Source organism: Curtobacterium sp. MMLR14_006 (assembly GCF_001864985.1).
In the GTDB taxonomy this organism is placed as follows: domain Bacteria; phylum Actinomycetota; class Actinomycetes; order Actinomycetales; family Microbacteriaceae; genus Curtobacterium.
In genome coordinates this window covers 44,366-66,133 of record NZ_MJGU01000004.1, presented here as the reverse complement: position 1 = coordinate 66,133, position 21,768 = coordinate 44,366, and the positions used below count along the sequence as shown (strand labels likewise).

Genomic DNA, 21,768 nt, shown 5'->3' with positions numbered 1-21,768 from the left:
GGTCGTCCGTCACCGTAACACCGCCTGTCACACTTGTTCAACTTTCATCACACGGATTCACGTGTAGTCTCATCCAGAAGGCGGGCACCGCTGGCCGCCGGGAGGGAACGACATGGCAACGATGGGCGTCATCGCCGACGACTTCACCGGGGCGACCGACATCGCGACGGCCTACGCCGCACGGGGGTACCGGACGGAGGTGCTGACCGGTCGCACCGCTGCCGCCGCCCCCGAGGCGGACGTCGTCGTCATCGCGCTGAAGACGCGCACGGCCCCGGTCGAGACCGCCGTCACCGAGAGCCTCGCCGCCCACGACCGGCTGGTCGCCGCCGGCCACACCCGCTTCTCCGTGAAGTACTGCTCGACCTTCGACTCGACCGACCGCGGCAACATCGGGCCGGTGCTCGACGCCCTGGTGCAGCGCACCGGGGCGTCCCGGTGCGTCGTCGTCCCGGCCTTCCCCGCCAACGGCCGCACCACCTACCAGGGGCACCTCTTCGTCGGGTCCGACCTGCTCGAGCACTCGTCGATGCGGCACCACCCGCTCACCCCGATGACCCGGTCGCGCATCGCCGACCTGCTCGTGCCGCAGACGAGCCGCTCCGTCGACGAGGTGCACCTGGCCGTCGTCCGGCAGGGCGCCGCAGCGGTCCGCGCCGCACTCGACGCGGCGGACGCCCAGTACCTCGTGGTCGACGCCGTCGACGACGAGGACCTCGGCGTGATCGCCGCCGCGACCGCGGACGACGTGCTGCGCTCCGGCGGCTCCGGGCTCGCGATCGGCACCGCCCCCGGCGGCTCCGACACGGCCACCGCGTTCGTCGCTGCGCCGGGCCGACGGCTCGTGGTCTGCGGCAGCGCCTCCGCGCGGACCCGCGAGCAGATCGCCGCGGCGGCCGCCGCCGGCTCCCCCACCCGTCGGTTGGACGTCGCGCGCCTCGCCACCGACCCGGAGGGCGAGGTCGCGGACACCCTCACCTGGTTGACCGACCAGCCGGAGGGCAGCGCGCCCGTCGTCTTCAGCGTCGGCGACCCGGACGACGTCTCCGACGACGCCGCGAGCTCCGCCCGCATCGAGCACGCACTGTCCGAGGTCGTCGCGCAGGCCGTCCCGCTCGGCTTCACCCGGTGCATCGTCGCCGGCGGCGAGACCTCGGGCGCCGTCGTCTCGCGGCTCGGCATCGAGCGGCTGACCGTCGGCGCGGTCATCGCGCCCGGGGTGTGCTGGGCCGAGGGCGTCACCTCGGCCGGCGAGCGGATCGCGATCGCGCTGAAGTCCGGGAACTTCGGGGCGCCGGACATGTACACGACCGCGTGGGAGGCCCTCGCATGACCACCGACGACGACTGGACCACCGCGGTCACCGCGGTCCTCGCCGCGACCGGCAGACGCCTCGCCGCCGCCGGGCTGAGCCCGGGCAGCTCCGGCAACATCAGCGTCGTCCGCGACGGCCGCGTCGCGATGACCGGCACCGGTACCGATCTCGGCGACCTGCGCACCGAGGACGTCGCGGAGCTCACCCTCGACGGCGTGCACGTCGCCGGCCCCCGTCCGTCGAAGGAGGTCGCCATGCACCTCGCGATGTACGCCAGGAACGCCGGACACGGTGCGTGTGTCCACGTGCACTCGCCGTTCGCGGTCGCCGCGTCGTGCCTGGCCCCCTGGTCGTCGACGAGCGCCGTGCCACCGATCACCCCGTACTTCGTGATGCGCGTCGGGCAGACCCCGCTCATCCCCTACCGCGCCCCCGGCGACCCCGAGATCGGCGCGCTCATCCGAGACGAACCGGTGCCCTCCCGAGCCGTCCTGCTGGCGAACCACGGGCAGGTCGTGAGCGGGACCGACGTCGACGACGCCCTGGCTGCCGCGATCGAGCTCGAGGAGGCGTGCCGCATCGCGGTGCTCACCGCCGGTCACGACCGCCGGCTGCTCAGCGACGCCCAGGCGCACGAGCTCGCCGAGCGGTCGGGGACCCCCTGGACGCCGCGCGGATCGGACCCCGGCACGCCGCTACAGTGACCGTGTGAGGGAGGTGCCGATGTCCGCGACCGATCCGTCGTCCGAGCCACCCCTGATCCCGGAGCAGCGCCGTGACCGCATCGTCCGGCACCTCCGGCAGGACTCGGTGCTGAGCTACCGGCAGCTCGCCGCGCTGCTCGGCGTGAGCCACATGACGGTGCGCCGCGACATCGCCGAGCTCGAGGAACAGGGGCGGGTCATCGCGACCCAGGGCGGCGCCAAGAGCGTCGCCCGCGTGGCCACCGAACCCCCGCGCACCGAGAAGTCCACGACCGAGGTCCGAGAGAAGGACGCCGTCGCCGCCCGGGCGGCGGGCATGGTCCGGGAGTCGATGACCGTCTACCTCGACGCCGGCACCACCGTGCAGGCGATGCGACCGCACCTCGACCACCTGCACGACCTGACCATCGTGACGAACGACCTCGTCATCGCCGCCTCGTACCTCGACCACCCGACGATCGAGGTGATCGTGGTCGGTGGTCGCCTGGACAAGCAGAACCAGTCGACCGTCGGTCGGCTGCCGTCGATCGTCCTCGCCGAGCTCTCCATCGACATCGCGTTCCTCAGCACGAGCTCCTGGGACCTGCGCCGCGGCGTGACCATCCCGTCGGAGTCGAAGGTCGAGCCGAAGCAGGCGGCGGCGCGGGCCGCCTCGACCACGGTGCTCGTCGCGACGAGCTCGAAGTACGGCACGTTCGGCCGGTACCGGGTGATGGGGCTCGACGCCCTGACGACCGTCGTGACCGATGCCGGCCTGCCGCGCGCCGAGGCCGACGCGGTCGAGCGGGACGGCGGCACGACCGTGCTGCGCGTCCCGCTCGGCCCCGCCGGCCCCTGAGCGCTCAGACCCGCTCGACGTCGACGATCGTCGGCAGCGGGCGCTCGGTGTCCGCGACCCGGGTGATCCGCGCCACCACCGGCTGCATGAGCCGCGACGTCATCACCTTGTCCGCCACGCCCCGTGCGGCCAGCCCGAGCTTGGTCTGCGGGTAGGCGAAGTGCACGATCCCGCGCGGGATGCCCTGCACGTCGTCGACGAGCGGGCGCATCCACTCGTCGAACGCACCGAGCGCCGCGTCGAGTGCCTGCCGGTCGAGCGGACCCGACGACGTGTCGACGCGCGAGAGCGACGCCGCCAGGACGTACCCGCTCGTGAGCGCGAGCGACGCACCGCCGCCACCCATCGGCGTCACGCACCAGGCGGCGTCACCGATCACGCACACACGCCCGCGCCGCCAGGAGGGCATGCGCACCTGGGTGAGCACGTCGAGGTACAGGTCGTCCGACGACGCGAAGCCGTCGAGCACGCGCTCGGACTCCCAGCCGGCGTCCGCGTAGCGCGCACGCAGTCGGCGCACCAGTTCGTCGCGGTCCGTCCCGGTCAGGTCGTCGTCGTCGCCGGCGAACGCCAGGATCGCGCGGGTGGTGCCGTAGGGGTCGGGTCGCAGGTGCACCTGGCGCCCCTCGACGGCGTTGTACCAGCGCCACCGGTCGTCGTCGGCCTCGGTGCGCGGGATGGTGCCGAAGGCCATGGTGACCCCGAGGTCGCGGGTGTCGACGTCGCCGGGCGCACCGAAGACCCGGGCACGGGTCCGGGAGCGCACGCCCTCGGCGACGACGAGCAGGTCCGCGTGGAGCACCCGACCGGCCGAGGTCGCGACGGTCACCCGGCCGGGGGCGAGCCCGCCGTCGTCGACGTCGTCGATCTGCTCGCCGTACACGAACTGCACGCCGGCGGGCAGGGCGTCGAGGATCGTCCTCGCGAAGTCGCCGCGCAGCACCTCGAGCTCGGCGGTCGCACCGTCGGTGCCGTCGGACGGCAGCTCGGCGCGGACGGCGCCGTCGCGGTCGACGAGCACGGTCCCGGTCTCGGTGGTGTTCACGGCGCGGACGGCCTCGACGAGCCCCATCCGCTCGAGCACCTGCCGGGCGACACCACGGACGTCGACGTTCTGGCCGCCGTCGCGGAACCGCGGGGCGCGCTCGACGACGGTGACGGACCACCCGGTCCGCCGGAGCCACCAGGCGGCCGAGAGTCCTGCGATGCTGGCTCCTGAGATCACTGCGTGCGGTGCGGTCATGGTCTGCTCCTGTGCTCGGTCGGGGTCGGCGTGCTGCGGTCGCGTCGCGACCTCCGTGCTTTACAGTAAAGACACTTCACAGTAAAGGTTCCTGGATGCCGAAGATCGACCCGCTCACCACGGCCTGGTCCGACGACGAGGTCGCCGTCATGCACGCGCTGCGCGACTGGGCCGTCACCTTCGACGAGCTGAACCGGCACCTGTCGACCTGGATGCACCTGCCGGTGTCCGACGCGAACGCCCTCGGCCAGGTCGTGTGGGCCGAGCAGGCCGGCGAACCGATCTCGCCGGCGCAGCTCGCACGGCGCATCGGCATGACCTCCGGTGCCACGACCGTGCTCGTCGACCGCCTCGTCACCGCCGGGCACGTCGAGCGACACCGCGAGAGCACCGACCGCCGCCGCGTGACGCTCCGCCCCACCGAGGCGGCCCGCGCCGAGAACGGCCGGTTCCTCGCCTTCGCCGGCACCGAGATCGCCACCGCGCTCGTCGCGACCGACCCGGAGGAGGCACGCCTGGTGACCGCGTTCCTCGCCCGCATGACCGAGGCTGCCGCCACCGCGAACACCCGACTCGTGCAGCACCGGAAGGACGTCGGCCCCCGAGCGGTACAGTCGACGCGAGGGGGATCATGAGCGAGCAGATCACCACGTGGGGTGGCAGCACGCCCACGAAGGACACCGAACCGCTGTTCGTGACGCGGCGTCCACGGTGGCAGGCGGCGATCCTGCTCGTGCCGGGCTGGGCGATCATCGCCGTCGCCGTCGTCGTCGCACTGTCCGAAGCAACGTCAGGCGGCGCCGACGCGCTGACGTCGGCAGCGATCTCGCTGGTCCTCTTCGGTGCTGTCGGTGGCCTGCTCCTGCTCTTCGGCACCCTCGTCAACGGCTCCCAGGTGCGCGGTCACGACGACCGACTCGAGGTCCGCACCGGACTCGGCCGCTTCCGCCAGGTCGCGCCGAAGGACCTGGTGCGCCTGCGCCACGGCTCGCAGCGCACGAACGGCGGCGTCACCTTCATCAGCCTCACCGCCTGGGACGCCCGCCGGAAGAAGCAGTTCATGGTCTTCACCGGCTACCGCGGGTACGCCGAACTGGCGGACTGGCTGGCGGCGAACCGGCCGGAGCAGTGGGCCGAGTGCGTCGCGGTCGGCGTCGAGGACTGACCCCGCCACGGGGCCGCGTCCGGCGCCGTCGTCGCGGTGACCACGGGGTCGCGACCGGACCGGCCAGGAGGCGCGACGTGCGTCGACGACGTCGGTCGCGCCTCCAGGCCGTCACCCACGACGATCACGCAGAGTGACGGACGGACCCCACCGCTCGCTCACCAGGGCACACGTGTGCCATCCCACGACCAGAGCGCACCGGTGGGGCCGCCGTCCGGCAGGAAGGCGAGCCGGACAGCGCCGAGCGCGGCCTCGGCCGCGTCGCCGCCGGCTGACATGCCACGAACGAGGTTCGTGCGACGGAGCCCGGGCGCCAGGGCGTTGACCTTGACGTCGTCGCCCAGCGTCTGGGCGGTGAGCATCGTCACGGCGTTGACCGCGGTCTTCGAGCTCCGGTACGCCAAGCCAGCACCCCGCGCCTGCTCCCAGTCGAACTGCGGGTTCGGGCTGCTGTTCCAGGCGAGCGATCCCGTGCCGCTCGAGACGTTGACGATCCGCGGGTGGCCGGACCGTCGCAGCGCCGGCAGGAACGCCTGTGTGACGGCGACGAGACCGAAGACGTTGGTCTCGTAGGCGGCACGGAGTTGTCCGAGCGACGTCCCGGTGACGTCGTCACCACCCGGGTTCACACCGGCGTTGTTGACGAGGACGTCCAGCTCGCTCACCCGCTCCGCTGCTGCCGCGACCGACACCGGGTCCGTGACGTCGATCTCGAGGAGGTCCGCGCCGGAGCCGAGTGCTGCACATGCCCGTCGTCCTCGTTCCGCGTCACGGGCCCCGACCCACACGGACACCCCGTGGTCGAGGAGCAGGCGGGCTGTCTCGAACCCGATGCCGCTGTTCGCGCCGGTGACCAGCGCGGTGGTGCCCGGCTCAGGAGCCTGGACCGCGACGGGGAGGCGGGTGATCTCTTCCATGTTCTTCTCCAACTCCAACGATGTGGTTGGAATCGTAACCCCTCGGCGAACGATCTCCAACCGAAGAGTTGGTAACCTGCGTCCGTGGCTTGGGATGTCGAGGGAACACAGCGGCGGCTCCGCGAGGCCGCGCTCGTCGAGTTCGCCGCCAACGGGTACGACGGCACGACCGTCGCGTCCATCGCGGCGCGGTCCGGGGTGAACAAGGAGCGCCTGTACAGCTACTTCGGGGACAAGCGGGCACTCTGGGACGTCGTCCTCACGGCAGAACTCGAACGCCTCGCCGCCGCCGTCGAGCTGACGGGTGTCCGGCTCGACGACGTCGGAGCGTTCGCCGGGGCGACGTACGACTACCACGCGGCCCATCCCGAACTCGGCCGGCTGCTGCAGTGGGAAGGCCTGCAGGACGACCCCCCGGCTCGCGTCGAGGCCCGCACCGCGCACTACCGGGAGAAGGTGGCCCGCTTCGCGGAAGCGCAACGCAGCGGACTGCTCGACCCGGAGCTGGAACCAGCGCACCTCGTGTTCGCGCTGATCGCCCTGGCCGCCTGGTGGCACACGGTGCCACAGCTCGCCGAGATGATCACCGGCGCGGGGCCCACCGACGAGGACGAACGTGCTGCACGTCGCCGCTTCGTGGTCGAGGCCGCGGAACGGATGGCCGCACCGCGGCACCGGTGAACAGCACCCGACGACCGGACACGCCTTCGCTCCGCCTCCAGGATTCGAACCCGGACCTAACGGCACCAAAGGCCGTCGTGCTGCCATTACACCAAGGCGGAACGCACCCGGAGGTGCCCGACCATCCTCCCACGACTGCCGAGGCTGGCCGTCCGCAGCGACGTCGGCCAAGATGGAGGGATGCCACCAGAGGACGAGGTCGACCGCATCGTCACGGCGTGGGGCCGCGAGCGCGGTGACCTCGACTTCGCCCCGTTGCAGGTGCTCTCGCGGGTCGACCGGCTGGCCCGGCACCTCGACCGCGCGCGGCGGGCGGCCTTCGACGCGAGCGGCATGGAGCCGTGGGAGTTCGACGTGCTGTCGGCGCTGCGACGGGCCGGTGAGCCGTACGAGCTGAGCCCGAAGACGCTCCTGCAGCAGACGCTGGTGTCGAGCGGCACGATGACGAACCGGGTCGACCGGCTGACCTCGCGGGGGCTCGTCGCCCGCCGCACCGACCCGCGCGACGGCCGCGGCATCCTCGTGTCGCTGACGGCGGCCGGGCGGACCGCCGTCGACGCCGCCATCGCCGACCTGCTCGGGGCCGAGCGGGACATCCTGGCGGGGGTCTCCGACGACGAGCAGGACCAGCTCGCCGGGTTGCTCCGGCGGCTCATCCTCGGCCTCGGCGACTGAGCCGACCGCTCGGCAGCGTCGAACCGGCTTCACCCGCACGACCGAAGGCGGCTGCCGTGCTTCGGTCGCCGGGTCGATGTGTGCCGTGGTGCACCGGCGGCACGATGATCCCGTGTCCAGACTCCGCGCCCTCGTCCGTCGCCGCCGGTACACCCTCGCGCTCGCGGTGGTGCTCCTCCTGCTCGCGGCCGGCATCACCGCCGCGACCTCGGCGATCGGCGCGCAGCGGCAAACGGCAGCGGCCGAGGAACGCTGCACCGCCGACGGTCTCGCCGCTCGCTGGCACCACGGCGAGCTGTTCCTCGACGCCCGCTCCGCCCGGACCGGCACGACGGTCCTGACCCGCCGGGGTGACGTGCCGACGCAGACGGGCAGCACGATGAAGGTCGTCACGGCGGCCGCCGCGGTGTCCGCCCTCGGACCGGACCACCGGTTCACCACGACGGTGGTCGCCGGCGCGACGCCCGGAGCGGTCGTCCTGGTCGGCGGCGGGGACCCGACGTTGAGTCGTCTGCCCTCGGGTCAGGACAGCGTCTACCCGCACGCCCCGCACCTCGACGACCTGGCCGAGCAGGTGCTGGCCGCCCGCGGTGGGCAGCCCGTCACCTCGGTGCAGGTGGACACCAGCCTGTTCGACGGACCCGCGTGGCACCCGAGCTGGCCGGAGAGCGCCCGCACGAGCGGCAGCGTCTCGAACATCACGTCGCTCATGGTCGACGGCGACCGCGACGACCCGACCGAGTCGTACTCGATGCGGAGCGCCGGAGCGGTCGCCCGCGCGGCGACGGCGTTCGCGGCGCTCCTCGGCCCGGGTGTCAGCGTCGACACGACCTCGGTGGCGGTGCCGGCGGGTGCGCAGGTCCTCGGGTCGGTGCACTCGGCGACGGTCGCGGAGCTCGTCGGCATGCTCCTCACCGACTCGGACGACACCCTCGCCGAGGTGCTCGCCCGACACGTCGCGATCGCCGAGGGCGCGGGTCGGTCCTTCGACGCCGTCCAGGCCGGCAGCACGAAGGCGCTCGTCCGTTACGGAATCCCGACCGCGGGGCTCCGCCTGGTGGACGGCTCGGGCCTCAGCCCGGACAACCGCGTGCCGGCCTCGGCGCTCACCACACTCATGCGCGCCGTCGCCGCGAACCGGGACGGCCTCGCGCCGGTCGACGCCGGGCTCGCCGTCGCCGGTCGGACGGGCACGCTCGGCGAGGACGGCCGGTTCACGGGAGCGGCCGCCGACGCCCGCGGCCACGTGCGCGGCAAGACCGGCACGCTCGACGACATGTACGGGCTCACCGGCGTGACGGACGAGGTCGCCGGGGACCGCATCGTCTTCACGGTCTTCGCCGAGGGGACGAGCGACTCGGACGCACGCAAGGAGATCGATGCCCTCGCCGCGGCGTTGTGGCGCTGCGGCGGACACGCCCCGGCGGCGCGCTAGCCCGCAGCGGCGGCGTCAGCGGCGGCGGCAGCACCTGCGCACAACCCAAGTGATCCCGAACCACGTGATCGCGCGGCGCGGATGCACTTCGGTTGTGCGGAACCGGCACCGACGCGCGCCGGCACCGCCGCCGCGCCGGCGCGCGCCCCCGCAGGCTCAGACCCCGAGCAGCTCCGCGACCTCGAGCCAGCGCTCCTCGAGCTGCTCGACCTCGGCCTCGAGCGCGCCGAGCTTCGTCTGCAGCTCGCCGAGCCCGGCGTAGTCCGACTGGTCGTGCGTCGCGAACTGGTCGAGCAGCTTCTTGCGGTCCGCGCCGACCTTCGCGATCTTGCGGTCGAGCGCCGACATCTCCTTCTCGGCCGTCCGACGGTCCGCACCCGACAAGCCGGAGGCCGCCGCAGCCGACGCGCCGGAACCGGCCACGGCTGCGGACCCGGCCACGGCACCGGCCGAGCCGGTCCCGCCGACGGTGTCGGGCCTCCCGGCAGTCGCCGCGGCAGCCGCAGAAGCGGTCCCGCCACCCGTGCCGGCCTCGCGCAGCCGCATGTACTCGTCGACGCCGCCGGGCAGGTGGCGCAGGTGCCCGCCGAGCACGGCGTACTGCTGGTCGGTGACCCGCTCGAGCAGGTACCGGTCGTGGCTGACGACGAGCAGGGTGCCGGGCCAGGTGTCGAGCAGGTCCTCCATGGCGGCGAGCATGTCGGTGTCGAGGTCGTTGGTGGGCTCGTCGAGGATGAGCACGTTCGGCTCGTCGAGCAGGATGAGCATGAGCTGCAGGCGGCGCTTCTGCCCACCAGACAGGTCCTTCACGGGGGTGGAGAGCTGCTCCGAGGTGAAGCCGAGCCGCTCGAGCAGCTGCGACGGCGTCATCTCCTTGCCGTCGGCGACGTAGCTCGTCTTCTTGCGGGCCACGACCTCGCGCACGCGGTCGTCGGCGAACTGCTGCAGGTCGGCGAGCTGCTGGTCGAGCACCGCGACCTGGACGGTCTTGCCGGTCTTCACCCGCCCGCTCGTCGGCTGCAGCCGGCCGGAGACCAGGTTGAGCAGCGTCGACTTGCCGGCGCCGTTCGGGCCGAGGATGCCGGTCCGCTCCCCCGGCGCGATGCGCCACTCGATGCGGTCGAGGATCTGCGTGCCGTCGAACGAGACGCTCACGTCGAGCAGGTCGACGACGTCCTTGCCGAGGCGCGCGGTCGCCGTCCGGGACAGCGCGACGGTGTCGCGGATCGGCGGGACGTCGTCGATCAGGGCGTTCGCCGCGTCGATGCGGAACTTCGGCTTGCTCGTGCGGGCCGGTGCGCCGCGGCGGAGCCACGCGAGCTCCTTGCGGGCCAGGTTCTGGCGGCGCTGCTCGATCGTGGCGGCCTGCCGGTCACGCTCGACGCGCTGCAGGATGTACGCGGCGTAGCCGCCCTCGAAGGGGTCGACGACACCGTCGTGGACCTCCCACGTGTCGGTCGACACGGCGTCGAGGAACCACCGGTCGTGCGTCACGACGACCATGCCGCCCTGGTTCGACGACCACCGCCGGTTGATGTGCCCGGCGAGCCACTCGATGCCCTCGACGTCGAGGTGGTTCGTGGGCTCGTCCAGGAACAGGACGTCCCAGTCGCCGACGAGCAGCCGCGCGAGTGCCACACGGCGACGCTGCCCACCGGACAGGTCGTCGACGCTGACGTCCCACGGGATGTCCGACACCAGGCCGCCGATGATGTCGCGGATCTTCGGGTCACCGGCCCACTCGTGCTCCTCGAGGTCGCCGACGACGGTGCTGCCGACGGTCGCCCCCTCGGGCAGGATGTCGCGCTGGTCCAGGTAGCCGATCGTCAGGCCGCGGCGGTGCGTGACCCGGCCGTCGTCCGGCTCGAGGCGCTGGGCCAGCAGTGCGAGGAGCGTCGACTTGCCGTCGCCGTTCCGACCGACCACGCCGATCCGATCACCCTCGTCGATGCCGAGGGTGACGCTGTCGAAGACGACCTTGGTGGGGAACTCGAGATGCAGGTTCTCGGCGCCGAGGAGATGAGCCACCCCTCAAGGGTAGGCGGCGTGGCGGGGTGGTCGGTCCGGTGCTGCGTCCTGCCTGGTCCCGGCGCCGTCCGGCGGCGCGCTGCGGTGTGCTGCGGGTCTGCCGGGAGGCCCGGGTCAGCGCACCGAGGCGGGCTCGGCTCCGGCAGGGGGCTCGGTCTCCTGCAGGAACGCGCGCCACCGCGCACGCGAGCGCAGCGTCGCGACGAGCAGCGCCAGGAGGACCGCCCCGCCGATCGCGAACGCACCGGTGACGACCGACCACTCGGTGGACACCACCCGCGCCAGGATGATCGCGCAGACTCCCCCGACGAGGAACGCCGTGGACGCCGTCGTCCGGAGCTTCCCGGCGGCGACGGCCCGCACCTCGGCCACGCGGTGCGGTGGGCACGGCACCCGTCCCAGCGCCATCCGCCCGATCCACTGCTGCTCGCGGCGAGGGACACCGGCCAGCGGGATCGCGCGTGCGCCGACCGACCGGTTCCGGACCAGGAACACGACCACACCGACGATGATGCACAGCAGCCCGACGAGGTTGCCGGCCAGCCCGACCGCGCCGGGCCAGCCCGCACGGGACTCGCCCTGCACCAGGGCGTCGAGACCACCCCCGGACGCCGACGAAGATGCTCCGGCGAGCAGCCCGGCGCCCGTTCCGATGACGACCGCGGCGACGAGGGAGACGACGAGGACCCGGGTCAGCCGACGCTGGGCCGTCTCGACCGTGGGGTGCGGCCGACCCGCGACGGCGTCGGCCACCAGGTCCCAGGACTCCTCGGAGACGGGCGAGGTCTGCGGTGCAGCGCTCGACACCGGTCAGCTCGCAGCGGGAGCGTCGCCTTCGCCGGCGGCCTCCTTCGCCCGCTTGAGCCGGGCCTGGGCCTCCCAGTACTCGATCTCGCGCTCGAGTTCGGCGAGCTCCTGCTCCGTACCGCTCACCCGCTTGTCGCCGTGGGCGTTCCGGGCGTCGCCGAGGGTGGCGTAGCGGTCCTCGTGCCGCGCGGGCTCGAGGTACCGGCCGTGGTTGCGCTCCCCCGGTGCCCAGTCGTGCCCGATCGCGAACCAGACGATGCTGCCGACGACGGGCACCAGGATCACGAGGATCACCCACGCGATCTTCGGCAGGCCCCGGATCTGGTCGTCGTTCTTCGTCAGGATGTCGATCAGGGCGAAGACCAGCAGGACGACGGTGATGCCGGGCAGCAGGACGCTCATGTTCGTGAGTCTAGAGAGCCGCCGAGGATCCGTGCCACGCCCTCGTCGGGGGGCGGGGTGCGGGCGTTGCGCGCGGAGAGGTGCGGGGTGGTCGGGGTCGGACAGGTGGGCGGGCATCTCGTGAGCAGAAGATGTCGAGTGCGCGGACACCAGGCGACATCTTCTGCTCACCAAGCGAACCGCGCGGCCGCACCGCCACGCACCACCACGTGCTGGTGCGGGGGCGGGCAGGTGGGCGCGCATCTCGTGAGCAGGAAGTGTCGAGTCCCCGGACACCAGGCGACATCTTCTGCTCACCGAACGAAGCGTGCGGCCGCACCACCACGTGCCGACCCCGTGCTGGTGCGGGGGCGGAGGCGGCGGGGGGCATCGAGTGAGCAGAAAGTGTCGAGTCCCCGCACGCCGAGCGACGTCTTCTGCTCACTCGACGTCGCGCGCGCCGCCCTGCGCGCACCCCGTCAGAGCGCCGCCACCCACTCGTCGGTGCCGTCGGTGAAGCGCTGGTGCTTCCAGATCGGCACCCGCTCCTTGACGAGGTCGACCAGTTCCCCGCACGCCGCGAACGCCTGTGCCCGATGCGACGACGCCACCGCCGCGGCGAGCGCGACGTCGCCGATGCCGAGCGCGCCGACGCGGTGCAGCACCGCGACCCGGACGTCGGGGTGCGCGTCCGCGATGGTGCGGGCGACCTCGGCGATGACCTCACCGGCACTCGGGTGCCGTTCGTAGTCGAGGGCGGTGACGCCCTTGCCGCCGTCGTGGTCGCGCACGACGCCCGCGAAGGTGACGACGGCGCCGTCGTGCTCGGTGGCGGCCACGGCCGAGACCTCGTCGACGCTGATCGCCCGGTCGACGACGTCGGCGAGCACGACGCGGTCGACGGGTGCGTCCGGGGCGGCGCTCACGACGCGCTCCGCGGTGCGTGCCCCGCACCGTGCACCTGGGCGAGCACGTGCTCGTGGACGCCGTCGAGCACCGCGAGCCCGTCGGCGACCCCGCCGCGCGACCCGGGCAGTGTGACGACCAGCGCGCCACCGCTGCTGATGCCGGCGACCCCGCGGGTGAGCAGCGCCGTGGGCCCGGCGCCGTCGAGGCCCCGACGACGGATCTCCTCGATGATGCCGGGCAGCTCGAGGTCGAGCAGCGGCGCGACGGCCTCGGGGGTCCGGTCGGTCGGTGTGACCCCGGTGCCCCCGGTCGTGACGACGATGCGGGCACCGGCGTCGAGCGCCGCGGAGACGGTCTCGGCGATGCTGCCCCCGTCCGGCACGATCACGGGTTCGTCGACGGTGAAGGAGCGCTCGCGCAGCCAGGCCGCGATGACCGGACCGGTGCGGTCGAGTGCGGGGTCGGCGGCGGCCTGCGTGGAGACCACCACGACGGCGGCGCGGCCGCGGGTCGGTTCGCCGGTCATCGGTTGCTCCAGTCCCCGGAGCGCCCGCCGTGCTTCTCGAGCACCCGGACGTCCGTGATCGTCGCCGCGCGGTCGACGGCCTTCACCATGTCGTACACGGTCAGGGCGGCGACGCTCGCCCCGGTGAGCGCCTCCATCTCGACGCCGGTGCGCGAGGTGGTGCGGACGGCGACCTCGATGCGCACGCGGTCGTCGGCCCCGGTGATGTCGACCTGCACCCCGGCGATCGGCAGCGGGTGGCAGAGCGGGACGAGGTCCGAGGTCTTCTTGACGGCCATGATCGCGGCGATGCGGGCGGTGCCGATCACCTCGCCCTTGGGCAGGGAGCCGTCGAGGATGCGTGCGACGACGTCGGGACGGGTGACCAGGGTCGCGGTCGCGGTCGCGGAGCGGTCGGTGACGTCCTTCGCGGAGACGTCCACCATGTGGGCGGACCCGTCGGCACGCACGTGGGAGAGTTCGGTCGGGTCGGTCGTCATCGGAGGCTCCAGACGGTCAGTTCGTCGCCCGGTTCGACGGCGTCGACCCCCACCGGGACGTGGACGAGGTGGGTGGCGGCGGCGTGGTGTGCGAGCAGGTGCGAGCCCGGCCCGCCGACGAGGTGCACGAGCCCGTCGGCGACCCGACCCCGGCGCACCTGGTGCTTGCCGGGCGGCGACGCGGCGGCAGCGGCGGCGGGCAGACGCTGTGCGGGTCGCTCGGCCGGCAGTCCGACGAGCGGCGCGAGCAACGGGCGCAGGAAGACCTCGAACGAGACAAGCGCGGACACCGGGTTGCCCGGGAACGACACCACCGGGAGCGGCCGACCGGCGAGCACAACGGTGCCGGACGCCTGCGGACCGCCCGGCTGCATCGCGACCGGGGTGACGGCGAGCCCGCGGGGCTCGAGCGCCTGGCGGACGACCTCGTAGGCGCCGGCACTGATGCCCCCGGTCGTGAGCACGAGGTCGGCCCAGCTGCCCACCGCGGCGTCGAGCGCCCCGACGAAGGACGGCACGTCGTCGGGCACGCGGACGGCGCGGGACCCGGCACCGACCTCGGCGAGCGCCGCCCGGAGCGCGGTGCCGTTCGCGTCGCCGATCGTCGCCGCGTCGACGTCGGCGCCCTGCAGCTCGGAGCCGGTCGACACGACGAGCACCCGCAGCGGCCGTCGGACCGACACGGTCGACACCCCGGCCGAGGCGAGCGCGCCGAGCAGCGCCGGTGTGACCACCGCACCGGCCGGAGCGAGCTCGGCGCCGGTCGCCAGGTCGCTGCCGGTCGTCCGGACGAAGGTGCCGGCGGTCAGGTCGCCCGGCACGGTCACCTGCGGCAGGTCGAGTGCCGCGGGGAACGCACCGGGCCCGGTGGCCTCGACCGGGAACACCGCGTCGGCGCCGGTCGGGATCCGCGCCCCGGTCATGATCGGCGCGGCCGTCCCGGGCGCGAGCGGCTCGGGCACCACGCCGGCCGGGATCGGCTCGACGACCCGGACCGTGTCCCCGGCGTCGGCGGCGCGCACCGCGAAGCCGTCCATCTGGCTGTTGTCGAACGGTGGCAGCGGCACAGGCGACACGACGGGTGCCGCGAGCACACGCCACCCGGCGCCTGCGCTGCTGCCGGCGGCGAGCTCGTCGACCGCGCACTGCTCTGCGCCGAGTCCCGCCAGGACCGGCGCGAGCAACGCCGCCAGGTCGTCACGGTGCTGACCGATCGTTCGCACGGGTGCCTCCGAACAGGGGTGGGGTCGCCGCCACCCGGTTCGCCCGGGGTCGGCTTCAGTAGCGTATCCAGCGCGCGGACCGCGCAGACGACCATCCGGAGGACCTGTGGAGAACGACGAAGCCGTGACGATCGGTGTGATCGGGGGCTCCGGCCTCTACCAGCTGTTCGAGGAGGGGAGCGCCGACGAGGTAGACGTGCCGACGCCGTTCGGCCCGACGTCGAGCCCGATCAGCATCGGCACGATGTCCGGTCGCCGTGTGGCGTTCCTCACCCGGCACGGGCGGCAGCACTCGGTCGCCCCGCACCGCATCAACCACCGCGCGAACGTGTGGGCGCTCCGGTCGCTCGGCGTCCGGGCGATCGTGTCGTCGAGCGCCGTCGGCGGCCTGCACCCCGACTACGCGCCCGGCACCTTCGTCGTCACCGACCAGCTCATCGACCGCACCTGGGGTCGTGCGGACACCTTCTTCGAGGACGACGTCCAGCACCTGTCGTTCGCCGACCCGTTCGACCCGACCCTGCGCCGTGCGGCCGTCGAGGCGATCGCCGCGCTCGACGTGCCCTTCCGCCCGACGGGCACGTGCGTCGTCATCCAGGGCCCGCGCTTCTCGACGCGCGCCGAGTCGGTCTGGCTCCGCGAGGCCGGCGGCCACACCATCAACATGACGATGACGCCGGAGGTGCCGCTGTCCGCCGAGCTCGGCATCGGCACGGTCAACCTGTCGTTCGTGACCGACGCCGACGCCGGGCTCGCCCCGAGCGAGGACGAGGCGGCCGCCAGCACGGCAGAGCCGGTCACCCACGCGATGGTGATGGAGCGGCTGGCCCGCGCCAACGAGGTCATCGTCCGCGCCATCGGCTCGATCGTCGCCGCGATCCCGGCGGACTTCACGCCGCGCGAGCTCGTCCCGGCCAGCGCGAGCGAGCGCATCGCCCGGGCGACCGATGCCCCAGCAGCGGGCACGACCGGCACCGGGACCCCGGCAGCCACCGGCACCGCGACCCCGGGAGCCACCGCGTGAGCCGCCTGCTCGTGACCGGTGGTGCCGGCTTCATCGGGTCCGCCATCGTCCGTCGCGCGCGCGCCGAGGGCCACGAGGTCCGTGTGCTCGACTCGCTGCGGGCCGACGTGCACGGCGCCCCGGAGGAGGTCGTGCTCGCCCACCAGCAGCAGGGCATCGAGTTCGTGCACGGCGACGTCCGCGACCGGGTCGCGCTCGACGCCGCGCTCGAGGGCGTCGACGTCGTCTGCCACCAGGCGGCGAAGGTCGGCCTCGGCGTCGACTTCCAGGACGCACCCGACTACGTCTCGTCGAACGACGCCGGCACCGCCCACGTCCTGGCGGGCATGGACCGGCACGACATCGGGCGGCTCGTCGTCGCGAGCTCGATGGTCGTCTACGGCGAGGGCGCGTACACGACCGCCTCGGGCGACCCGATCCGTCCGCCGGCGCGGCGCCGCGAGGACCTGGACGCCGGACGCTTCGACCCGATCGGGCCGGACGGGCAGCCGCTCGTGCCCGGGCTCATCGACGAGGGCGCGGCGCTGGACCCCCGCAACGTGTACGCCCAGACGAAGGTCGCCCAGGAGCACCTGGCGTCGAGCTGGGCCCGTGCGACGGGTGGCCGGGCGATCGCGCTCCGGTACCACAACGTCTACGGTCCCGGGATGCCGGCGAACACCCCCTACGCCGGTGTCGCGTCGCTGTTCCGCTCCGCCCTGGCCCGTGGGGAGGCCCCTCGGGTCTTCGAGGACGGCGCCCAGCGCCGCGACTTCGTGCACGTCGACGACGTCGCCGGGGCGAACGCCGCCTCGATCGCGGCGACCGCCGACCTGCCGGCCGACTCGTTCCGCGCCTACAACGTCGGCTCGGGCACCGTGCACACGATCGGCGACATGGCCGCGGCGATCGCCGGCCCGGACGGCCCGCAGCCGGTCGTCACGGGCGAGTACCGCCTGGGCGACGTCCGGCACGTCACCGCGTCGTCGGAGCGCATCGCCGCCGACCTCGGGTGGCGGGCCGCCGTCGACTTCGAGCAGGGCATGCGGGACTTCGCGACCGCCCCGCTCCGGAGCGCGGTGCAGTAGACCACGCAGGAACGGTCGGGTGCCGAGCGGCGACCCGACCGTTCCTGGGTACGCGGACGCCCCCAGTCCAGGGGCGGACGCGCCCGGGAAGTGCGCGGAACGTCCATCAGATCGTCGGAACCCGTACTCCTGACGGTTTCATCGTGTTGTGTCGGGTGCATGACACAACAGACCCGTCGATCCGGTGGACCGCACCGAATGCCCGGTATGCGTGTCGATGTGATCCTGCCGTGCCTCGACGAGGCGGATGCCCTGCCGAAGGTCATCGGGCGCCTGCCGAGCGGGTACCGCGCGATCGTGGTCGACAACGGCTCCACCGACGGGTCCGCCGACGTCGCGCGCGCCCTCGGCGCGACCGTGGTCACCGAACCCCGCAAGGGCTTCGGCTCGGCCTGCGCCGCGGGCGTCGCGGCCGCCACCGCCGACTACGTCGCGTTCTGCGACGCCGACGCGTCGATGGACCCGGCCGAGCTCCCCCCGCTCGTCGACCGCGTCGCCAGCGGACGCGTCGACCTGGCCCTGGGCCGCCGCGTCCCGACGGGCAAGGGCGCGTGGGCACCGCACGCCCGCTTCGCGAACCGCGTCCTCGCCGTCCTCATGCATCGCGCGACCGGCTACCGGCTGCGCGACCTCGGCCCGATGCGCGTCATGCGCCGCGAGGACCTCGTCGCGCTCGACCTGCAGGACCGCCGCAGCGGCTACCCGCTCGAGATGGTGCTCGCTGCGCACGCCGCGGGCTGGCGCGTCGACGAGTCCGACATCGGGTACGCCCAGCGCATCGGCGACAGCAAGGTGACGGGCACGCTGCGCGGCACCGTCAACGCCGTGCGCGACATGTCCCGACTGCTGCGCGCCCACCGCCGGGAGGCCCGGGGCCGCGTCGTCGCACCCGCGCCGGCCCGCCCCGTGGCCGGCTCCGCCGCCGTCGAGGAGGTCCGCTCGTGAGCACCGGGATCACCGTGGCCGTGGTCGCGAAGGAGTGCCTGCCCGGCAAGGTGAAGACCCGGCTGACGCCGGCGCTCACCCCGGAGGGCGCCGCCCGCGTCGCCGCCGCGAGCCTCGCCGACACCCTGGCCACCGTGCGGGCCCTGCCCGCGGCCCGTCGACTGCTGTTCTTCGACGGCGAGGTGCTGCCGGACGGCTCCGAGGGCTTCGACGTCCTGCACCAGCCCGGCGGCGGCCTCGACGAGCGCCTCGGCTTCCTCTTCGACACGGTCGAGGGCCCGACGCTGCTCGTCGGCATGGACACCCCGCAGGTGACCGTCGCCGACCTCGCGCCGGTCTTCGACGAACCGGGCCGCGACGCCTGGTTCGGCCCTGCCGAGGACGGCGGCTTCTGGTCGCTGTACCTGCGCGACCCCTCCGGCGACCTGCTCCGCGGCGTCCCGATGTCACAGGACGACACCGGGGCCTTGCAGCGCGCACGGTTGGTCGAGGCCGGCCTCGACACCGGTGACCTCGGCGTGCTGCTCGACGTCGACACCGTCCCGGACGCCGAGCGCGTCGCCGCCCTCGTGCCGGGTTCCGGCTTCGCCGAGGCTCTCCGAGCCGAGACCGTTGGGAGCTCCCGATGACCATGCACGCACCCGTCACGTTCGGCGCCGGCGGCGGCGAGCCCTACGCCCGCGCCCTGCGCACCGACGGTCGCCTCCGCCTGACCGACCCGGACCGCCCCGGCGAGGTGACGACGCTCGACGTCGGCCGCTGGAGCGCCGCCGCCGACCAGGTGGACCGCTCGCTGCTCGAGAACGTCGACGGCGCGGTCATCGACATCGGCTGCGGTCCGGGCCGGATGCTCGTCGCCGCCGCCCAGCTCGGCCTCCCCTCGCTCGGCGTGGACGTGTCGGCCGAGGCCGTCGCGATCGCCACGCGTTCCGGCGGCACCGCACTGCAGGGGTCGGTCTTCGACCCCGTGCCGGACGAGGGCCACTGGGACACGGCACTGGTCATCGACGGCAACATCGGCATCGGCGGCGACCCGGCTGCGCTCCTCGACCGCTGTCGGGCGATCGTCCGCGAGGGCGGCCGTGTGGTCGTCGAGACGAACCCGGACCCGCTCGCCGACCGTGTCTACACGGCCCGCGTCATGGACGCCGACGGCCACGAGAGCGCCGGCTTCCCCTGGGCCGAGGTCGGGCTCGACGCGCTGCACCGGCACGCGGCCGCTGCCGGACTGGTGGCCCGCCAGAGCTGGACCGTCGAGGGCCGCAGCTTCTGCGAGCTCGTGGCCTGAGCCATCCTTTTCTTGCATCATGCAAGAGAAGGACGTAGGGTGGTGGAACCAGCCGACGGCGTCAGGGCCGCCGGACCGGTGTCCCTCGACGTCGCCACACACCGAGGAGACCACCATGACGAACAGCACCTTCCCGTTCGGCGGCAGCTTCGTGTCCGGGATCGGCGGGCGTGACGACCGCGGGACCTACACGGGCAGCCGCACCGCCGACTCGATCGGCACCTACACCGGCGCTCCGGTGACCGGGCGTCTCGGACGCTTCGTGGACACCCAGCGCATGCGACCCGGCACGTCGACGGCCTCGACCCGGACGGTCACGGGCTCGTTCCGCACCGCCACGGGGTCCTTCCGCACGGCCTGACCGACCACCGGCGCACACACGACGCCGCCCGGCCCTCCCCCGGCCGGGCGGCGTCGTGCTGTGTGCCGGCCGGACGCGAGCGGCTGCGCGATGCCAGGATGGGTCCATGAACGACCGTGCCGGCACCCCAGCCACCGCAGACGACCTCGTCGACCTCGACGCACTCGTCGCCGCCTACCACGACCGCGTGCCGGACGTCTCCGTCGCCGAGCAGAAGGTCGTGTTCGGCACGTCCGGCCACCGCGGGTCGTCGCTCGACTCCGCGTTCAACGACACCCACATCGCCGCCATCACGCAGGCGATCGTCGAGTACCGCCGGTCGCAGGGCACCGACGGCCCGCTCTTCATCGGCCGCGACACGCACGCGCTGTCCGCCCCCGCCGAGCGCACCGCCCTCGAGGTCCTCGCCGCGAACGGCGTGCACGTCCTGGCGGACAGCGCGGACGGCTACGTGCCCACCCCGGCGCTCAGCCACGCGATCATCCGGTACAACCGCGAGGACCACGCCGACACGGCCGACGGCATCGTGATCACCCCGAGCCACAACCCGCCCCGCGACGGCGGCTTCAAGTACAACCCGCCGCACGGCGGCCCGGCCGACAGCGACGCCACGAGCTGGATCGCCGACCGCGCGAACGCGATCATCGCGGGCGGCAACGCCGAGGTGCAGCGCACGGAGCAGGCGACGCCGGATCGCTACGACTTCCTCCACACGTACGTCGCCGACCTCGAGAACATCATCGACATCGCGGCGATCAAGCGAGCCGGCGTCCGGATCGGAGCGGACCCCCTCGGCGGCGCGTCCCTGCCCTACTGGAACGCCATCCGCGACCACTACGGCCTCGACCTGACCGTCGTGAACCCGGACGTCGACCCCACCTGGGCGTTCATGACGCTCGACTGGGACGGCAAGATCCGGATGGACCCGTCGAGCCCCTCCGCGATGGCATCGGTGCTCGCCCGGAAGGACGACTTCGACGTCCTGACCGGCAACGACGCGGACTCCGACCGGCACGGCATCGTCACCCCCGACGGTGGCCTGATGAACCCGAACCACTACCTGGCCGTCGCCATCGAGTACCTCTACGCGCACCGCCCGGCATGGCGCGACGACGCCGCCGTCGGCAAGACGCTCGTGTCCTCGAGCATCATCGACCGCGTCGCGGAGTCCCTCGGCCGTCGCCTGTGGGAGGTCCCGGTCGGCTTCAAGTGGTTCGTGCCCGGGCTGATCGACGGCTCCGTGGCGTTCGGCGGCGAGGAGTCCGCCGGAGCGTCGTTCCTGCGTCACGACGGCACCGCGTGGACCACCGACAAGGACGGCATCATCCTCGCGCTGCTGGCGTCGGAGATCATCGCGGTGACGGGCAAGACCCCGTCGCAGCTCTACGCCGAGCTCACCGAGCGCTTCGGCGACCCGGTCTACCAGCGTGTGGACGCGGCGGCGAGCAAGGAGCAGAAGGCCCGCCTCGGCAAGCTCGACGGCGAGGCCATCGCGGCCGACACGCTGGCCGGCGACCCGATCACGGCGAAGCTGTCCGAGGCGCCCGGCAACGGCGCGGCCGTCGGCGGCGTCAAGGTCGTGACCGAGAACGCCTGGTTCGCGGCGCGACCGTCCGGCACCGAGGACGTCTACAAGATCTACGCCGAGAGCTTCGTCGGACAGGAGCACCTCGAGCAGGTGCAGCGCGAGGCCAAGGAGATCGTGGACGCCGCCCTCGGCGGCTGAGCACGAGCGGACCACGAGGGGGACGAGGACG

At 73.3% G+C, this 21,768-nt stretch carries 24 protein-coding genes and 1 tRNA gene; 15 read left to right on the top strand and 10 right to left on the bottom strand.

The features are described from left to right. Positions 1-112: 112 nt before the first annotated feature. Genes otnK through BIU94_RS01960 form a run of 3 tightly spaced genes read left to right on the top strand, consistent with a single transcriptional unit; the run spans position 113 to position 2,857 of the window. Entirely contained in the window at positions 113-1,333 is a 1,221-nt protein-coding gene (otnK, locus tag BIU94_RS01970; protein ID WP_071253694.1) for a 3-oxo-tetronate kinase, read from the top strand. Further along, complete coding sequence (locus tag BIU94_RS01965; protein ID WP_071253692.1) at positions 1,330-2,019, top strand: class II aldolase/adducin family protein; 690 nt, start codon at positions 1,330-1,332, stop codon at positions 2,017-2,019. Before otnK ends, BIU94_RS01965 begins: the two co-directional genes overlap by 4 nt. Before the next feature lie 19 nt (positions 2,020-2,038). Beyond that, complete coding sequence (locus BIU94_RS01960) at positions 2,039-2,857, top strand: DeoR/GlpR family DNA-binding transcription regulator (RefSeq protein ID WP_071253725.1); 819 nt, start codon at positions 2,039-2,041, stop codon at positions 2,855-2,857. 4 nt (positions 2,858-2,861) lie between these two features. On the opposite strand, the gene BIU94_RS01955 is transcribed toward BIU94_RS01960, so the two are convergent. After that, a complete protein-coding gene (locus tag BIU94_RS01955) occupies positions 2,862-4,100 on the bottom strand; it encodes an FAD-dependent monooxygenase (RefSeq protein WP_071253688.1) in 1,239 nt (412 codons plus the stop codon). A gap of 95 nt (positions 4,101-4,195) precedes the next feature. On the opposite strand from BIU94_RS01955, the gene BIU94_RS01950 reads away from it, so the two are divergent. Both BIU94_RS01950 and BIU94_RS01945 read left to right on the top strand, forming a co-directional pair. Then, positions 4,196-4,735, top strand: coding sequence for a MarR family winged helix-turn-helix transcriptional regulator (locus tag BIU94_RS01950; RefSeq protein ID WP_071253686.1), 540 nt, complete (start codon positions 4,196-4,198; stop codon positions 4,733-4,735). Continuing rightward, on the top strand, positions 4,732-5,265 hold the full coding sequence (locus tag BIU94_RS01945; protein WP_071253684.1) for a hypothetical protein: 534 nt from the start codon (positions 4,732-4,734) through the stop codon (positions 5,263-5,265). The genes BIU94_RS01950 and BIU94_RS01945 overlap by 4 nt, the downstream gene beginning before the upstream one ends. A 158-nt stretch (positions 5,266-5,423) precedes the next feature. On the opposite strand, the gene BIU94_RS01940 is transcribed toward BIU94_RS01945, so the two are convergent. Further along, positions 5,424-6,182, bottom strand: coding sequence for an SDR family NAD(P)-dependent oxidoreductase (locus BIU94_RS01940; protein WP_071253682.1), 759 nt, complete (start codon positions 6,180-6,182; stop codon positions 5,424-5,426). 84 nt (positions 6,183-6,266) lie between these two features. On the opposite strand from BIU94_RS01940, the gene BIU94_RS01935 reads away from it, so the two are divergent. After that, entirely contained in the window at positions 6,267-6,863 is a 597-nt protein-coding gene (locus tag BIU94_RS01935; RefSeq protein ID WP_071253680.1) for a TetR family transcriptional regulator, read from the top strand. A 29-nt stretch (positions 6,864-6,892) separates the two neighbouring features. On the opposite strand, the gene BIU94_RS01930 is transcribed toward BIU94_RS01935, so the two are convergent. Next, positions 6,893-6,964, bottom strand: a tRNA-Gln gene (locus BIU94_RS01930). Positions 6,965-7,043: 79 nt separating this feature from the next. Here BIU94_RS01930 and BIU94_RS01925 point away from each other — a divergent pair. Both BIU94_RS01925 and dacB read left to right on the top strand, forming a co-directional pair. After that, on the top strand, positions 7,044-7,538 hold the full coding sequence (locus tag BIU94_RS01925) for a MarR family winged helix-turn-helix transcriptional regulator (RefSeq protein WP_071253678.1): 495 nt from the start codon (positions 7,044-7,046) through the stop codon (positions 7,536-7,538). 112 nt (positions 7,539-7,650) lie between these two features. Beyond that, positions 7,651-8,973 (top strand): D-alanyl-D-alanine carboxypeptidase/D-alanyl-D-alanine-endopeptidase, encoded by a 1,323-nt coding sequence (dacB, locus tag BIU94_RS01920; protein WP_071253676.1) that lies wholly within the window; start codon positions 7,651-7,653, stop codon positions 8,971-8,973. 156 nt (positions 8,974-9,129) lie between these two features. Here the strand turns inward: dacB and BIU94_RS01915 are convergent, their stop codons facing one another. The 7 genes from BIU94_RS01915 to glp all read right to left on the bottom strand — a co-directional run bounded on the left by BIU94_RS01915 (position 9,130) and on the right by glp (position 15,326). Next, entirely contained in the window at positions 9,130-11,001 is a 1,872-nt protein-coding gene (locus BIU94_RS01915) for an ABC-F family ATP-binding cassette domain-containing protein (RefSeq protein ID WP_071253673.1), read from the bottom strand. Between the two features lie 114 nt (positions 11,002-11,115). Beyond that, a complete protein-coding gene (locus BIU94_RS01910) occupies positions 11,116-11,808 on the bottom strand; it encodes a hypothetical protein (protein ID WP_071253671.1) in 693 nt (230 codons plus the stop codon). Positions 11,809-11,811: 3 nt separating this feature from the next. Then, positions 11,812-12,210, bottom strand: coding sequence for a PLDc N-terminal domain-containing protein (locus tag BIU94_RS17620; protein ID WP_071253669.1), 399 nt, complete (start codon positions 12,208-12,210; stop codon positions 11,812-11,814). A 458-nt stretch (positions 12,211-12,668) separates the two neighbouring features. Next, positions 12,669-13,115, bottom strand: a complete 447-nt coding sequence (locus BIU94_RS17615; protein WP_071253668.1) for a molybdenum cofactor biosynthesis protein MoaE — start codon at positions 13,113-13,115, stop codon at positions 12,669-12,671. Next, a complete protein-coding gene (locus BIU94_RS17610) occupies positions 13,112-13,624 on the bottom strand; it encodes a molybdenum cofactor biosynthesis protein B (RefSeq protein WP_071253666.1) in 513 nt (170 codons plus the stop codon). The genes BIU94_RS17615 and BIU94_RS17610 overlap by 4 nt, the downstream gene beginning before the upstream one ends. Further along, a complete protein-coding gene (gene moaC, locus BIU94_RS01890) occupies positions 13,621-14,103 on the bottom strand; it encodes a cyclic pyranopterin monophosphate synthase MoaC (protein WP_071253664.1) in 483 nt (160 codons plus the stop codon). Before moaC ends, BIU94_RS17610 begins: the two co-directional genes overlap by 4 nt. Beyond that, positions 14,100-15,326: a gephyrin-like molybdotransferase Glp gene (gene glp / locus BIU94_RS01885; RefSeq protein ID WP_071253662.1), complete on the bottom strand. Its 1,227-nt coding sequence runs from the start codon at positions 15,324-15,326 to the stop codon at positions 14,100-14,102. Before glp ends, moaC begins: the two co-directional genes overlap by 4 nt. Before the next feature lie 106 nt (positions 15,327-15,432). Between glp and BIU94_RS01880 the strand changes: the two genes are divergently transcribed. From BIU94_RS01880 to pgm, 7 genes are all read left to right on the top strand, one after another. Further along, complete coding sequence (locus tag BIU94_RS01880; RefSeq protein WP_071253660.1) at positions 15,433-16,350, top strand: MTAP family purine nucleoside phosphorylase; 918 nt, start codon at positions 15,433-15,435, stop codon at positions 16,348-16,350. Then, the gene (locus BIU94_RS01875) at positions 16,347-17,417 is read left to right on the top strand and encodes an NAD(P)-dependent oxidoreductase (protein WP_071253658.1); all 1,071 of its coding nucleotides are present in this window, start codon (positions 16,347-16,349) and stop codon (positions 17,415-17,417) included. Before BIU94_RS01880 ends, BIU94_RS01875 begins: the two co-directional genes overlap by 4 nt. A 207-nt stretch (positions 17,418-17,624) precedes the next feature. After that, a complete protein-coding gene (locus tag BIU94_RS01870) occupies positions 17,625-18,362 on the top strand; it encodes a glycosyltransferase family 2 protein (protein ID WP_368086388.1) in 738 nt (245 codons plus the stop codon). Next, complete coding sequence (locus BIU94_RS01865) at positions 18,359-18,991, top strand: DUF2064 domain-containing protein (protein ID WP_071253654.1); 633 nt, start codon at positions 18,359-18,361, stop codon at positions 18,989-18,991. The genes BIU94_RS01870 and BIU94_RS01865 overlap by 4 nt, the downstream gene beginning before the upstream one ends. Next, positions 18,988-19,650 carry a bifunctional 2-polyprenyl-6-hydroxyphenol methylase/3-demethylubiquinol 3-O-methyltransferase UbiG gene (locus BIU94_RS01860; RefSeq protein WP_071253652.1) on the top strand — a complete coding sequence of 221 codons (663 nt, stop codon included), beginning with the start codon at positions 18,988-18,990 and terminating at the stop codon, positions 19,648-19,650. The genes BIU94_RS01865 and BIU94_RS01860 overlap by 4 nt, the downstream gene beginning before the upstream one ends. 115 nt (positions 19,651-19,765) lie before the next feature. Further along, positions 19,766-20,011, top strand: a complete 246-nt coding sequence (locus tag BIU94_RS01855) for a hypothetical protein (RefSeq protein ID WP_071253650.1) — start codon at positions 19,766-19,768, stop codon at positions 20,009-20,011. Between the two features lie 106 nt (positions 20,012-20,117). Next, positions 20,118-21,737, top strand: a complete 1,620-nt coding sequence (pgm, locus tag BIU94_RS01850) for a phosphoglucomutase (alpha-D-glucose-1,6-bisphosphate-dependent) (RefSeq protein WP_071253648.1) — start codon at positions 20,118-20,120, stop codon at positions 21,735-21,737. The last annotated feature ends 31 nt before the right edge of the window (positions 21,738-21,768 follow it).

Bases quoted from the DNA above. Each gene is read 5' to 3' on its own strand.
- BIU94_RS01955 (WP_071253688.1), bottom strand. From the start codon at position 4,100: ATGACCGCACCGCACGCAGTGATCTCAGGAGCCAGCATCGCAGGACTC.
- BIU94_RS01950 (WP_071253686.1), top strand. From the start codon at position 4,196: ATGCCGAAGATCGACCCGCTCACCACGGCCTGGTCCGACGACGAGGTC.
- BIU94_RS01960 (WP_071253725.1), top strand. From the start codon at position 2,039: ATGTCCGCGACCGATCCGTCGTCCGAGCCACCCCTGATCCCGGAGCAG.
- pgm (WP_071253648.1), top strand. From the start codon at position 20,118: ATGAACGACCGTGCCGGCACCCCAGCCACCGCAGACGACCTCGTCGAC.
- BIU94_RS01860 (WP_071253652.1), top strand. From the start codon at position 18,988: ATGACCATGCACGCACCCGTCACGTTCGGCGCCGGCGGCGGCGAGCCC.
- BIU94_RS01945 (WP_071253684.1), top strand. From the start codon at position 4,732: ATGAGCGAGCAGATCACCACGTGGGGTGGCAGCACGCCCACGAAGGAC.
- BIU94_RS01965 (WP_071253692.1), top strand. From the start codon at position 1,330: ATGACCACCGACGACGACTGGACCACCGCGGTCACCGCGGTCCTCGCC.
- moaC (WP_071253664.1), bottom strand. From the start codon at position 14,103: ATGACGACCGACCCGACCGAACTCTCCCACGTGCGTGCCGACGGGTCC.
- BIU94_RS17620 (WP_071253669.1), bottom strand. From the start codon at position 12,210: ATGAGCGTCCTGCTGCCCGGCATCACCGTCGTCCTGCTGGTCTTCGCC.
- BIU94_RS01855 (WP_071253650.1), top strand. From the start codon at position 19,766: ATGACGAACAGCACCTTCCCGTTCGGCGGCAGCTTCGTGTCCGGGATC.
- BIU94_RS01925 (WP_071253678.1), top strand. From the start codon at position 7,044: ATGCCACCAGAGGACGAGGTCGACCGCATCGTCACGGCGTGGGGCCGC.
- BIU94_RS01870 (WP_368086388.1), top strand. From the start codon at position 17,625: ATGCGTGTCGATGTGATCCTGCCGTGCCTCGACGAGGCGGATGCCCTG.
- BIU94_RS17610 (WP_071253666.1), bottom strand. From the start codon at position 13,624: ATGACCGGCGAACCGACCCGCGGCCGCGCCGCCGTCGTGGTGGTCTCC.
- BIU94_RS01940 (WP_071253682.1), bottom strand. From the start codon at position 6,182: ATGGAAGAGATCACCCGCCTCCCCGTCGCGGTCCAGGCTCCTGAGCCG.
- otnK (WP_071253694.1), top strand. From the start codon at position 113: ATGGCAACGATGGGCGTCATCGCCGACGACTTCACCGGGGCGACCGAC.